Origin of the sequence: Nocardiopsis oceanisediminis (assembly GCF_048595525.1) — a bacterium.
Classification (GTDB): domain Bacteria; phylum Actinomycetota; class Actinomycetes; order Streptosporangiales; family Streptosporangiaceae; genus Nocardiopsis_A; species Nocardiopsis_A oceanisediminis.
The window spans coordinates 1298014-1310164 of sequence record NZ_JAFMZJ010000001.1; the positions used below are offsets into that span (position 1 = coordinate 1298014).

A 12151-nucleotide genomic window follows, 5' to 3' on the forward strand; every position below is an offset into this window, starting at 1 on the left:
GCCCCGGCCTCCGCCCGCGGCGGCGGGGCCCGGGGCGCCGCCGGGGGAGGGCGGGGCGTTGACCCGCCCTCCCCCGCGGGGTAATTTCTAACTGAACGTTCGGTCGGTAATGCCGACAGGAGAGGACCAGCGATGACGACGGAAGCGCCCGCCGCCCCCGGGGCGCACGACGCCCAGCGGCGCTTCGACGGGATGATCGCCGCCGACGAGCGGATCGAGCCCCGCGACTGGATGCCGGACGGCTACCGCCGCACCCTGATCCGGCAGATCGCCCAGCACGCCCACTCCGAGATCATCGGCATGCAGCCGGAGGGCAACTGGATCACCCGCGCCCCCTCGCTCAAGCGCAAGGCGGTGCTCATCGCCAAGGTCCAGGACGAGGCCGGGCACGGCCTCTACCTCTACAGCGCCGCCGAGACGCTCGGCGTCTCCCGCGAGGAGCTCCTCGACCTGCTGCACGAGGGCCGCCAGCGGTACTCATCGATCTTCAACTACCCCACCCTGACCTGGGCCGACGTCGGCGCCATCGGGTGGCTGGTGGACGGCGCGGCGATCACCAACCAGGTGCCGCTGTGCCGCTGCTCCTACGGCCCCTACGCCCGCGCCATGGTGCGCATCTGCAAGGAGGAGAGCTTCCACCAGCGGCAGGGCTTCGACTCGCTGCACGTGCTGGCCCGCGGCACCGAGGCGCAGCGCCGGATGGCCCAGGACGCGGTGGACCGCTGGTACTGGCCCTCACTGATGATGTTCGGCCCACCCGACGCCGAGTCGGCCCACTCCGAGCAGTCCATGGCCTGGAACATCAAGCGGTTCACCAACGACGAGCTGCGGCAGCGCTTCGTCGACATCATCGTGCCGCAGGCCGAGGCGCTCGGGCTCACCCTGCCCGACCCGGACATCGCCTGGAACGCCGAGCGCGGCCACTACGACTTCGGCACCCCCGACTGGGACGAGTTCAAGCAGGTCCTCAAGGGCGGCGGGCCGTGCAACCGGCAGCGCCTGGAGCACCGGCGCAGGGCGCACGCCGACGGCGCCTGGGTGCGCGAGGCGGCGCAGGCGCACGCCGCCAAGCAGGCCGCGCGCCGCGCGGCCGGAGAAGCGGCCTGAGGGAGGGCACCGACATGACCGACTGGCCCCTGTGGGAGGTCTTCGTCCGGGCGCGGCGCGGGCTGTCGCACGTGCACGTCGGAAGCCTGCACGCAGCCGACGCCGAGCACGCCCTGCGCAACGCGCGCGACCTGTACACCCGCCGGCAGGAGGGGGTGAGCGTGTGGGTGGTCCCCGCCGAGCGGATCACCGCGTCCGCCCCGGAGGACCGGGGGTCCTTCTACGACCCGGCCGAGGACAAGGTGTACCGGCACCCCACCTTCTACCCGGTCCCGGAGGGGGTGGAGCACCTGTGAGCGGCAACGAGAACGGCGTGCCGCAGGCCGAGGTGGACACCGCCACCGCCGCCTACGTGCTCCGCCTCGGCGACGACGCGCTGATCGCCTCCCAGCGCCTGGCCGAGCTGGCCGCGCGCGGCCCCCAGCTGGAGGAGGACGTCGCACTCGCCAACATCGCCCTGGACCTGCTCGGCCAGGCGCGCGTCCTGCTCGACTACGCGGGCCGGCTGGAGGAGCAGCTCACCGGAGTCCTGCGCACCGAGGACGACCTGGCGTTCCTCCGCGACGAGCGGCAGTTCTGCAACGCCCGGCTGGTGGAGCTGCCCAACACCGACTTCGCGCACACCGTCGCCCGCCAGCTGCTCTTCTCCGGCTACGCCCTGGAGCTGTACACCGCGCTGCAGGACTCGGCGGACGAGACCGTCGCCGGGGTCGCGGGCAAGGCGGTCAAGGAGGTCGCCTACCACCGCGACCACGCCGCGCAGTGGACGGTCCGGCTCGGCGACGGCACCGAGGAGAGCAGCGACCGGATGGCCGCCGCGCTGGAGGCCTGCTGGCCCTACACCGGCGAGCTGTTCACCCCGGACGCGGTCACCCGCACCGTCGCCGCGGCCGGCGTCGGCGCCGACCCCGCCGCGCTCCTGCCCGGCTGGGAGGCGTTCGTCGACGGCGTCCTCGCCGAGGCCGGGCTGCACCGCCCGGAGGCCGTCCGGATCACCGGCCCGGCCGGCCTCGGCGGCCGCCAGGGCGTGCACACCGAGCACCTCGGCTACCTGCTCGCCGAGATGCAGCACATCCACCGCTCCCACCCGGGGGCGACATGGTGACCGGCCCCCGCCCGGCCGCACCGGGCCTCCCCGGGGCCGCGGGGGCGCCGTTCGCGGGCGCCGGCGGCGGGCCCCGCCGTACCGCGCAGGAGCGGGGGGAGCCGGCCGGCGCGGGGCGCCGTCCGGCCGCGCCCGACCTGCCCGCGGCGGTCGGGGCCCCGGCCGCGGAGCCGGGCCCGCACCGGGACCGGGAGCGGGGCGGGCCCGGCGCAGGGCCCGGAGGCGGCGGGGAGCTGGCCGAGATCGAGCGGATCGCCGCCTCGGTGCCCGACCCGGAGATGCCCATGCTCACCCTGGAGGACCTGGGCATCCTGCGCGCCGTCCGGTGGGGCGCGGACGGCCGGCCGGTGGTGGAGGTCACCCCGACCTACTCCGGCTGCCCGGCGATGGACGCCATCAGGGAGGACGTCCGCGGCCGGCTCGCCGCGCACGGCCACACCGGCGCCGAGGTGCGCACGGTCCTCTCCCCGCCGTGGTCCACCGACCTGATCACCGAGGAGGGCCGGCGCAAGCTCGCCGAGCACGGGATCGCCCCGCCGACCGGGCGGGCCCCCGCCGCCGGCGCGGTCATGGTGCCGCTCTCGGTGCGCTGCCCCCGCTGCGGCTCCACGCGGACCCGCGAACTCAGCCGGTTCGGCTCCACCGCGTGCAGGGCCCTGCGGGTCTGCGACGCCTGCCGCGAACCGTTCGACCACGTCAAGCCGCTCTAGCCGGAACAGGGAGCCATGACCGCAGCAACCCACGGGCGGGGCGCCGCGCCCGCCCGCCGCAGGGGCGTCTTCCACCCGCTGACCGTCGCCGCGGTGGAGCGGCTGACCGACGACGCCGTCGCCGTCACCTTCGACGTCCCGCCCGAGCTCGCCGAGGAGTTCCGCTTCGAGCAGGGCCAGCACATCACGGTCCGCAGGGTGTTCGGCGGCGAGGAGGTGCGGCGCAACTACTCGATCTGCTCGCCCGCCCCGGACGGGCCGCTGCGCATCGGGGTGAAGCGGCTGGAGGGCGGGGCGTTCTCCGCGTTCGCCAACGACGGGCTGGAGCCCGGCGACACCGTGGACGTGATGCCGCCGCTGGGCCGGTTCAACGTCCCGCTCCGCCCGGAGGAGGCGCGCACCCACGTCGCGATCGCCGCGGGCAGCGGCATCACCCCGGTCCTCTCGCTCATCGCCACCACCCTGCGCGAGGAGCCGGAGAGCACCTTCACCCTGGTCTACGCCAACCGCACCGCCCGGGACGTGATGTTCCTGGAGGAGCTGAGCGACCTGAAGGACGTCCACCCGGCCCGGTTCCAGCTGCTCAACGTGCTCAGCCGGGAGCAGGGCGAGGCCCCGCTGACCAGCGGCCGCGTCGACCCGGAGAAGCTGGGCGCGCTGCTCACCGCCATCGGCCCGGCCGCCGGCGTCGCGCACTGGTACCTGTGCGGCCCGTTCGAGCTGGTGGACGCGGTCCGCACCGACCTCGCCGGGCGCGGCGTCCCCGCCGAGCGGATCCACTTCGAGCTCTTCCACGTCGAGGAGGACGCCCCGCCCCCGCGCCGCCGCGGGGCGGACGGGCCCACCGCCTCCACCCGGCTCGCCTTCACCCTGGACGGCCGCACCACCGCCGTCGACACCGGCCCGGACGAACCGCTGCTCAGCGCCGCGCTCCGGGTCCGCGCCGACGCCCCCTACGCCTGCCGCGGCGGCGTCTGCGGCACCTGCCGCGCCCGGCTCTGCGAAGGCACCGTCGACATGCCCCGCAACTACGCCCTGGAGCCGGCGGAACTGGCGGCCGGCTACATCCTCACCTGCCAGTCCCGCCCGACGTCGGAGGCGGTGACCGTGGACTACGACGCCTGACTCCGGGCCGGGAGGAGCGCCGCCCCGCACCGGCGGGGGCGCCGGCGGAGCGGGGCGCCCGGGAGGACGCCCGGCCGGAGCGGGCGGCCGCCATGGCCGGGAAGAGGCGCGCGGCCGAGCGGACCCGGGCCGCGCACGCCGGGGAGCCGTACGCCGCGGTCCGCCGCGCCCTCGCCGAGGCGCTGCGCGAGGAGGGGTCCGGGGGGACCGTGCCGCAGGCCCCCGGCGAGGCGGCCGAGCGGGTCTCCGCCGAGCGGGGGCCTCTCCGCTGACCGGTTCCGCCGCCGGTACCGGCCCCGGAGGGCCCCGGTGAGGGCGGCGGGTGCCCGGCTCGCCGCGCCCGCCCGGTGCCGGATCCGCCCCGGCCCTTGTCTCACCCGGTCACCAGGGCCGGACCGCCGTCCCGGTGCGGCGCGCCCGTGCCGGTCGGCCCCGCCGTCCGGCTCGGCCCGTGGCCGGCCCCGGGCACCGCGCCCGTGAACGGCCGGCGGGGGGCGCCGACGGCGGGCGGTCCGCTCTTCCCGGCCTCCGGGGGGCGCCGCCCGGGCTCCTGGAACCCTCGACGCGGAGCACCGCTCCGGCCTGCTCCGCTCCGTCCGATCCCTCCGCGCGGTCGGCACCGGGCCCCGCCGGAGCGGGTCCGTCCGCTCGACCGGAGGCACCCGGAGCCGGGAGGTGGACGGCGCGGGCGGGGCGGCGGGACGATGCCGGGCAGGCGCGGTGCACCGGACCGCGGCGCGCCCCCTGCACCTTCGGACGGAACGAGGTCGAACGGATGGAACCCAGATGGGCCGAGCTGGCCGGACACCGGGCCTGGCTGCGCCGCGAGGAGCTGCGGCTGCTGGATTTCGGCGCCGCCGCCGCGCTGCCGGGCGGGGGGTTCGGGGCGCTCGACGCCCGGGGGCGGCCCGGCCCCGGGCCCGCCGAGACCTGGATCACCGGGCGGATGGCGCACGTCTACTCTCTGGCCCATCTGCGCGGGATCCCCGGGGCCGGCGCGCTGGCCGACCACGCCTTGGACGGGCTGCTCGGCGTGCTGCGCGACGCCGAGCACGGCGGCTGGTACGCCCAGGCCGCGCCGGACGGCGGTGTCCCCGGGGACGCGGCGAAGAACGCCTACGTGAACGCCTTCGTCGTGCTGGGCGCCGCCTCGGCGGCCGCCGCCGGCCGCCCCGGCGCCGGGGAGCTGCTCGCGGAGGCGCTGTCGGTGGTCGAGGCCCGCTTCCTCGACCCGGAGACCGGGCTGGGCCGGGAGTCCTTCGACCGCACCTGGACCGCCTGCGAGGACTACCGGGGCGCCAACTCCGGCATGCACCTGGTCGAGGCGTTCCTCGCGGCCGCCGGCGCCACCGGCGAGACCCGGTGGCGGGACCGCGCGCTGCACATCGCCGAGTTCCTCGTGCACACCGCCACGGCCGGCAACGGCTGGCGGCTGCCCGAGCACTTCACCGCCGACTGGCGGGTGCTCCCCGAGTACAACGCCGACGCGCCCGGCGACCGGTTCCGCCCCTACGGCACCACGGTGGGCCACTGGCTGGAGTGGGCCCGCCTGCTGGTGGAGCTGGAGGCGGAGCTGGGCGGCGGCGCCCCGGGCTGGCTGCTCGCCGACGCGCGGCACCTGTTCGACCTGGCGGTCGAGCACGGGTGGGCGGTGGACGGCGCGGACGGCTTCATCTACACCCTGGACTGGCAGGACCGGCCGGTGGTGCGGGAGCGGATGCACTGGGTCGCCGCCGAGGCGGTGCTGGCCGCGGCGGCGCTGGGCCGGCGCACCGGTGAGCCGCGCTACGAGCGGTGGTACCGCACCTGGTGGGATTACATCCGGCTGCACCTGGTCGATACCGAGCACGGCGGCTGGCACCACGAGCTGGACCCGTCCAACGCCCCGTCCTCGACGGTCTGGGAGGGCAAGCCCGACCTGTACCACGCCTACCAGGCGGTGGTCCTGCCCACCCTGCCCCCCGGCCCGGCCGCCGCACACCTGCGCGACCACCCCGAGGCCGCCGGCTGACGCGAGGACCGGGCCGCCTCACCGCCGGCCGGTCCGCGCCCTGCCGCCGGGCACGCTCCGGGCGCTCCCGTCCCCCGGTCGGCCCGGCGGAGGAGGGGCCGCCGTCCTCGCGGGGCGGTCCCGCTCTCGGTGCCGGGCCCCTGCGCGGCAGGTGCCCGCGTCGGTGCGGGGGCGCGGAGCGTGCGTTCCCAGGGCGCCTGCGGCAGGCCCGGAACCGGGCGGGCGGGTGAGGTCCGGGCTCGCGGTGGTCCGGCCGGGCCTGTCCTCCTGGTCGTCCCGGTGGGGAGGGGGCCGTCTTCACGGCGCGGCCCTGTCGCCCGGCGCCGAGCCGCTGCGCCGCAGGCGCCTGCGGGCGTGGGGCGCGGGCGCGGGGAGTGTGCGCCGCGTCCGGGCCGCCTGTGGCGGAGCGCGCCGAACCGGGCGGGCGCGGCCAGGGCTCGCGGTGGTCCGGTCGGTCGCGCCCGTCCTGCGGACCGGCCGGCGCCGTGCTCTGCGGAGGGCGCTCCGGACCGGGGTCAGTGGCGGGGGCCGCGGCGCCAGTAGCCGCAGAAGTAGATCCGGTCCTTGGGCACGCCCCGGTCGGCGACGAGGTGCCGGCGGACCGAGGTGGCCAGGGCGGACTCGCCGGCCACCCAGGCGTAGGGGCGGTGCCCGGCCAGCGGGGTCCGGGCCAGCAGGTCCAGCACGGCGGTGCCGGAGGGGGCGCCGGGGGCGGGGTCCAGGTGGATGCGCTCCACCCCCGGGCGGTCGGGCAGCTCGGGCGCGTTGCCCGGCGCCGATTCCAGCAGGGCGAGGGCGCGGGCGCCGTCCGGCAGCCCCTCGATGATCGAGGCCAGCGCGGGGTGCGCGGTCTCGTCGCCGACGAGCAGCAGCCGGTCGGCGTCGGCGGGCGGCGCGTAGCGGGCGCCGTCGCTGATCAGGCCGATGCGGTCGCCGGGCCGGGCGCGCCCGGCCCACGCCGAGGCCGGCCCGGTGTCGCCGTGCAGCACGAAGTCGATGTCCAGCTCCCGGCGCCCGCGGTCCAGGCCGCGCACCGTGTAGTTGCGGACGGAGGGGCGGGCCCTCTCGTCCATCGCCTGGATCTCCTTCCACCAGTCGGCGGTGCGCGGCAGGCTGAGCACCCCCTCCCTGGTGGGGAAGAGGAGGCGGACCAGCTGGTCGGGGCCGTCGAAGGGGAAGCGCTCCGGGTCGGCGAGGGCCTCCCCGGCGACCGTCACCCGGGTCATGTGCTCGGCGATCCGCCGGTTGGCCGCGACCTCCGCTTCGACGGCGCGGGCGCGCTCCTCGGTCCGGTGGTCCGCCGCGCTCTCCGTGGGCATGTGCGTCGCTCCTCGCCTGTGGTTCCGCTCCGCCGCCGGACTCCGGCGGGGCCGGCCGCGTGTTCGGGCCTGCGTGTCGGGCGGGCACGGCGCGCTCGGCGGAGCGGGGCGGCGTGGACCGCACCGGGACACGGCCTTTAAGGTAAGGCTTACTTAACCGATCGCGCAAAGAGCGGTCCTCGGCCGGTGCCTCTCCCGCCGCAAAGCAGACGGCGGGGCGCACGGCGAGCGGCGGAGCGGACCGGCTGCCCGGCGGCCGGCCCGTTGCGCCCGGCGGGGCCGCCGGACGCACCGGTGCGCGCCGTGGCGGGGCGGCGGGGCCGGGGCCTCCGCATCCGCCGGGTCCGGCGAGCCGCCCCGGGGGCGGGCCGCGCACATCATGGCCCGATCGTCCGGTGGAGCGCCGGCCGGCGCCCTTCCGGTCCGCCGGTCGTCCCGCGTCCGGGCGGCGCCCCCGCCGCCGTACGCCCCGGGCCGGCGGCGTGCCCGGCGGAGGGGGCGGGGCCCTCCTGCCGGGGACCGGGGCCCGGTCAGCCGCCGCCCGCCCCGGTGAAGGCCCCGGAGCGGGCCGAGTCGGCGGCGGCGTGCGCGTAGCGGAGCGCGTCCTCGGCGGAGACCGGTTCGCGGCTGAGGAAGAGCCGGTAGTAGACCGGGGCGATCGCGGCGCGGACCACGTCGGCGCCGTCGGTTCCGGGCGGGACCTCGCCGCGGGACTCGGCGGCGGCGACCGCCTCGGCGCAGCGGGCCAGCCGGCCGGCGAGGAAGGCGCGCAGGGCGTCGGCGGCCGCCTGCGACTGGAACGAGGCGGCGATGCAGGCGCTCGCGATCGCCGCCCCCTCGCCGCCGCCGGTGAAGCCCTCGGCGACCTCGCGGGCGAGCGCGGCCAGGTCGCCGCGGAGCGAGCCGGTCTCCGGCGGCCGCCAGCCGTCGTCGGCGGAGCGCTCCAGGGCCGCGGCGAGCAGGCCGTCCACGCCGCCCCAGCGGCGGTAGACCGTCGCCTTGTGCACCCCGGAGCGGGCCGCGACGCGGTCCACGCTCAGCCCGGCGTAGCCGTGTTCTCCCAGTTCGGAAAGGGTCGCGTCGAGTACGGCCGCGGTGTTGCGGGCGGTGCGGCCGCCGGGGCGGCGGCTCTTCTCGGCGGTGTCGGGAGCGGGTGCGGTCCCGGCGGGTTCGGAAGTCATAGTGCGACTCTAGTTGCATTTGAGGGCGGGGTGTGCGACCCTCCTTAGCGCGACATCAGTCGCACTAGTTCCTTCTCGAAGGGGTGATCACCGTGGGCCTGCCGATCAGGGCGGACCGCCGTCCGAACGCCGCACGCACCGTTCCGCTCACCCTCGAGGAGGCCCCCGCTTGTCCAACGCGCCCAACCCCGCGCACGCCCCGCACGCCGCGGTCCTGACCGGAGTCGGCTACGCCTGGCCGGACGGCACCCCCGTCTTCGACCGGCTCGACGCGGTCTTCGAGACCGGGCGCACCGGCCTGATCGGCCGGAACGGGTCCGGCAAGTCCACGCTGCTCAAACTGGTCTCCGGCGCGCTGCGCCCGGAGGCGGGCGCGGTCTCGGCCCCGGAGCGGACCGGGCTGCTCGACCAGTCCCTGCCGCTGGACACCGGCCGCACCGTCGCCGGGCTCCTCGGCATCGCACCGGCCCTGGCGGGGCTGCGCGCCATCGAGGCGGGCGACGCCTCGGAGGCGAACTTCGCCGCGGTCGGCGACGACTGGGACATCGAGGAGCGGGCCCTCGCCCAGCTGGCCCGGTTCGGCATCGCCCTCGACGGCCCGGACCCGCTGGGCCGCACCGTCGGCACGCTCTCCGGCGGCGAGGCGGTGCTGGCCGGAATCGCGGGGCTCATCCTGCGCCGGCCCGCGCTCACCCTGCTCGACGAACCCACCAACAACCTGGACCGCCGCGCCCGCGAGCTGCTCTGCGAGGCGGTCGGCTCCTGGCCGGGCGCGCTCGTGGTGGTCAGCCACGACCGCGAGCTGCTGGACCGGATGGACCGGATCGCCGAACTGCGCGGCGGCCGGATCCGGATGTGGGGCGGCGGCTACACCCACTACACCGAGCGGCTGGCCGAGGAGCAGGAGGCCGCCCGGCGCGCGGTCCGGGCCGCCGAGGCCGGCGTGCGCAAGGAGAAGCGCCAGCTCGCCGAGGCCCGGATCAAGCTGGACCGGCGGGTCCGGTACGGCAGCAAGATGTACGAGACCAAGCGCGAGCCCAAGGTGGTGATGAAGCAGCGCAAGCGGGACGCCCAGGTCGCGGCCGGCAAGCACCGGATCATGCAGGAGGCCAGGCTGGAGGGGGCCCGCGAGGAGCTCACCGCCGCGGAGGAGGCGGTCCGCGACGACGACGCCATCCGGATCGCCCTCCCCGGAACCGAGGCGCCGGCGGGGCAGGACGTCCTGGTCCTGGCGGCCGGCGAGCGCGGGCTGCACCTGCGCGGACCGGAGCGGATCGCGCTGACCGGCGGCAACGGGACGGGCAAGACCACCCTGCTGCGCGCGGTCGTCGCCGCGGCCCGGGGCGGGGAGCCCCCGGTCCGCCCGGCCGGGACGGAGGTCGTCCGGGTGACCTCCCGGGTCGGCTACCTCCCGCAGCGCCTCGACCTGCTGGACGACCGGCTCAGCGTGCTGGAGAACGTGCGCGCCGCGGCCCCCTCGGCCTCCCCGCAGGCGATCCGCGCCGGCCTGGCCCGGTTCCTCATCCGCGGCGACCGGGCCGACCTGCCCGCGGGCGCGCTCTCCGGCGGCGAGCGCTTCCGGGTCGCCCTGGCCCGGGTGCTCCTCGCCGACACCGCCCCGCGGCTGCTGATCCTGGACGAGCCGACCAACAGCCTCGACCTGGACAGTGCGGCCCGGCTCACCGAGGCGCTCTCCGACTACCGGGGCGCACTCCTCGTCGCCTCGCACGACGAGGCGTTCCTCCGCGACATCGGCACCACCCGCCGCTGGCGCACCCGCCCGGGGCTCCCCCCGGAGGACTCCGCCGGGGCCGGCTGACGGGAAGGGGGCGGCCGGCGCCGGACGGCCCCGTCCGCCCCCGGCCCGCCCTCGGCCGGGGGCACCGCCTCCGCGCCGGAGGCGGCCGCGAGTCCGGTCCCGCTCAGGGGCAGCGGACGATCTGGCCCGCGTAGGAGAGGTTGCCGCCGAAGCCGAAGAGGAGGGCGGGGGAGCCGGCTTCGAGCTCGCCGCGCTCCAGCAGCTTGGAGAAGGCGAGCGGGATGGAGGCCGCCGAGGTGTTTCCGGAGTCGGCGACGTCGCGGGCGACGACCGCGCGGGGCGCGCCCAGGGAGCGGGCGATGGATTCGACGATGCGCAGGTTGGCCTGGTGCAGGATGACCGCGCCGAGGTCCTCGGGGGCGACGCCGGAGCGCTCGCAGACGGCGCGGGCCAGCTCGGGCAGGCGGGTGGTGGTCCACCGGTAGACGGCCTGGCCCTCCTGGACGAACCGGGTCGGGGTGCCGCCGATCCGGACGGCCTCGCCCAGTTCGGGGAAGGAGCCCCAGAGCACCGGGCCGACCTCCGGCTCCTCGGCCGCGGTGAGCAGGGCGGCGCCGGCGCCGTCGCCGACCAGCACCGAGGTGGAGCGCTCCTCCCAGGCGACCACGTCGGTCATCTTGTCCGAGCCGATCACCAGGGCGGTCCGGGCCGCTCCGGCCCGGATCGCGTGGTCGGCGGTGGCCAGGGCGTGCGGGAAGCCGGAGCAGACCACGTTGACGTCGAGCACCGCGGGGGAGGGGGCGCCCAGCCGGGCCGCGACCCGGGCCGCCATGTTCGGGCTGCGGTCCACCGCGGTGGAGGTGGCGACCACGATCATGTCCACGTCGCCCGGCTCCAGCCCGGCGTTGGCCAGCGCCTTGGCGCCGGCGTGCGCGGCCATCTCGTCCACCGTCTCCTCGGGGGCGGCGACGTGCCGGGTGCGGATGCCGACCCGGCTGCGGATCCACTGGTCGCTGGTGTCGGTGAGGCGGGCGACGTCGTCGTTGGTGAGCACCCTGGTGGGTTGGTAATGGCCCAGCGCGCTGATCCGCGACCCGGTCATCCGTCTATCCCCCGCTTTTTTCGGCCTTGTGAGCGACGCCAGTCTCAGTGTTACCGGTCAGTCGCACAAGCGGCGGCGAGAAGAAAACCGCACTTCGGGAGGATCATGTGATCCCAGGGCGCAGGGGTGCGGACCGGTTCAGTCCCGGTCCGGCCGGATCGGTGCGCCGGGGTCGTAGGCGCGGTGCCGCCCCCCGTACCGGCGGCGCGGCCGATCGGAGACGGCGTCCCGGTAGCCGCTGCGGTAGGCCTCCTCCTCGGAGGCGGCCCGGTCGGCGGGGCCGGCGGGCGCCGGGCGGAGCGCGCCCGCCCCCACTCTGGCCAGCAGGAAGACGACGGCCGCCCCGGTGACCGCGTTGACCGCGGCGGCGGCGAGCTGCGCGGAGAGCGGCCCGGACAGGGCGAACGGGACCAGCGCGGCGGCCGCCGCACCGGCCCCGGCGATCCAGCGGAACAGGGCGGTCGGCCGGGGGGCGGCGGTGAGCAGCAGGTGGAGCAGGGCGGTGGCGGCCAGCGCGGCCGCGGCCGCCAGCACCGCGTGCAGCGCGGTACCGAGGTCGCCGAACTCGCCCGCCTCCCCGCGGGCGAGCGCCGGGACGCCCAGCACGCCGCGCACGGCGAGCGTCGCGACCGGGATCGACAGGGCGGCGACCATCGCCGTGGCGATCCCCCCGGACCACAGCCGGGAGGCGTCGACGGCGCGGGCGCCCCGGTAACCGCTCATGCCGTACCC

Annotated in this window: 12 protein-coding genes; 8 read left to right on the plus strand and 4 right to left on the minus strand. The window is 77.4% G+C overall.

Going from position 1 to position 12151, the window contains the following annotated elements; genetic code table 11:
* Positions 1-132: 132 nt before the first annotated feature.
* From paaA to J0910_RS05920, 7 genes are all read left to right on the plus strand, one after another.
* Positions 133-1107, plus strand: a complete 975-nt coding sequence (paaA, locus tag J0910_RS05890) for a 1,2-phenylacetyl-CoA epoxidase subunit PaaA (protein ID WP_420157502.1) — start codon at positions 133-135, stop codon at positions 1105-1107.
* 14 nt (positions 1108-1121) lie between these two features.
* On the plus strand, positions 1122-1403 hold the full coding sequence (gene paaB / locus J0910_RS05895) for a 1,2-phenylacetyl-CoA epoxidase subunit PaaB (RefSeq protein WP_420157503.1): 282 nt from the start codon (positions 1122-1124) through the stop codon (positions 1401-1403).
* Positions 1400-2212 (plus strand): 1,2-phenylacetyl-CoA epoxidase subunit PaaC, encoded by an 813-nt coding sequence (gene paaC, locus J0910_RS05900; protein ID WP_420157504.1) that lies wholly within the window; start codon positions 1400-1402, stop codon positions 2210-2212. The genes paaB and paaC overlap by 4 nt, the downstream gene beginning before the upstream one ends.
* 233 nt (positions 2213-2445) lie before the next feature.
* The gene (gene paaD / locus J0910_RS05905; protein ID WP_420161899.1) at positions 2446-2922 is read left to right on the plus strand and encodes a 1,2-phenylacetyl-CoA epoxidase subunit PaaD; all 477 of its coding nucleotides are present in this window, start codon (positions 2446-2448) and stop codon (positions 2920-2922) included.
* Positions 2923-2937: 15 nt separating this feature from the next.
* Positions 2938-4047, plus strand: a complete 1110-nt coding sequence (gene paaE / locus J0910_RS05910) for a 1,2-phenylacetyl-CoA epoxidase subunit PaaE (protein ID WP_420157505.1) — start codon at positions 2938-2940, stop codon at positions 4045-4047.
* 92 nt (positions 4048-4139) lie between these two features.
* Positions 4140-4319, plus strand: coding sequence for a hypothetical protein (locus J0910_RS05915; RefSeq protein WP_420157506.1), 180 nt, complete (start codon positions 4140-4142; stop codon positions 4317-4319).
* A 503-nt stretch (positions 4320-4822) separates the two neighbouring features.
* Positions 4823-6058: an AGE family epimerase/isomerase gene (locus tag J0910_RS05920; RefSeq protein ID WP_420157507.1), complete on the plus strand. Its 1236-nt coding sequence runs from the start codon at positions 4823-4825 to the stop codon at positions 6056-6058.
* 515 nt (positions 6059-6573) lie between these two features.
* On the opposite strand, the gene J0910_RS05925 is transcribed toward J0910_RS05920, so the two are convergent.
* Positions 6574-7377, minus strand: coding sequence for a siderophore-interacting protein (locus tag J0910_RS05925; RefSeq protein ID WP_420157508.1), 804 nt, complete (start codon positions 7375-7377; stop codon positions 6574-6576).
* Positions 7378-7907: 530 nt separating this feature from the next.
* On the minus strand, positions 7908-8558 hold the full coding sequence (locus J0910_RS05930) for a TetR/AcrR family transcriptional regulator (protein WP_420157509.1): 651 nt from the start codon (positions 8556-8558) through the stop codon (positions 7908-7910).
* 169 nt (positions 8559-8727) lie between these two features.
* Here J0910_RS05930 and J0910_RS05935 point away from each other — a divergent pair, with 169 nt between their 5' ends.
* On the plus strand, positions 8728-10377 hold the full coding sequence (locus tag J0910_RS05935; protein WP_420157510.1) for an ATP-binding cassette domain-containing protein: 1650 nt from the start codon (positions 8728-8730) through the stop codon (positions 10375-10377).
* Between the two features lie 103 nt (positions 10378-10480).
* Here the strand turns inward: J0910_RS05935 and J0910_RS05940 are convergent, their stop codons facing one another.
* Complete coding sequence (locus J0910_RS05940; RefSeq protein ID WP_420157511.1) at positions 10481-11419, minus strand: beta-ketoacyl-ACP synthase III; 939 nt, start codon at positions 11417-11419, stop codon at positions 10481-10483.
* 138 nt (positions 11420-11557) lie between these two features.
* A complete protein-coding gene (locus J0910_RS05945; protein WP_420157512.1) occupies positions 11558-12142 on the minus strand; it encodes a DUF6069 family protein in 585 nt (194 codons plus the stop codon).
* Positions 12143-12151 lie beyond the last annotated feature (9 nt).

Bases quoted from the DNA above. Each gene is read 5' to 3' on its own strand.
- paaA (WP_420157502.1), top strand. From the start codon at position 133: ATGACGACGGAAGCGCCCGCCGCCCCCGGGGCGCACGACGCCCAGCGG.
- paaB (WP_420157503.1), top strand. From the start codon at position 1,122: ATGACCGACTGGCCCCTGTGGGAGGTCTTCGTCCGGGCGCGGCGCGGG.
- paaE (WP_420157505.1), top strand. From the start codon at position 2,938: ATGACCGCAGCAACCCACGGGCGGGGCGCCGCGCCCGCCCGCCGCAGG.
- J0910_RS05915 (WP_420157506.1), top strand. From the start codon at position 4,140: ATGGCCGGGAAGAGGCGCGCGGCCGAGCGGACCCGGGCCGCGCACGCC.
- J0910_RS05920 (WP_420157507.1), top strand. From the start codon at position 4,823: ATGGAACCCAGATGGGCCGAGCTGGCCGGACACCGGGCCTGGCTGCGC.
- J0910_RS05925 (WP_420157508.1), bottom strand. From the start codon at position 7,377: ATGCCCACGGAGAGCGCGGCGGACCACCGGACCGAGGAGCGCGCCCGC.
- J0910_RS05930 (WP_420157509.1), bottom strand. From the start codon at position 8,558: ATGACTTCCGAACCCGCCGGGACCGCACCCGCTCCCGACACCGCCGAG.
- J0910_RS05940 (WP_420157511.1), bottom strand. From the start codon at position 11,419: ATGACCGGGTCGCGGATCAGCGCGCTGGGCCATTACCAACCCACCAGG.
- J0910_RS05945 (WP_420157512.1), bottom strand. From the start codon at position 12,142: ATGAGCGGTTACCGGGGCGCCCGCGCCGTCGACGCCTCCCGGCTGTGG.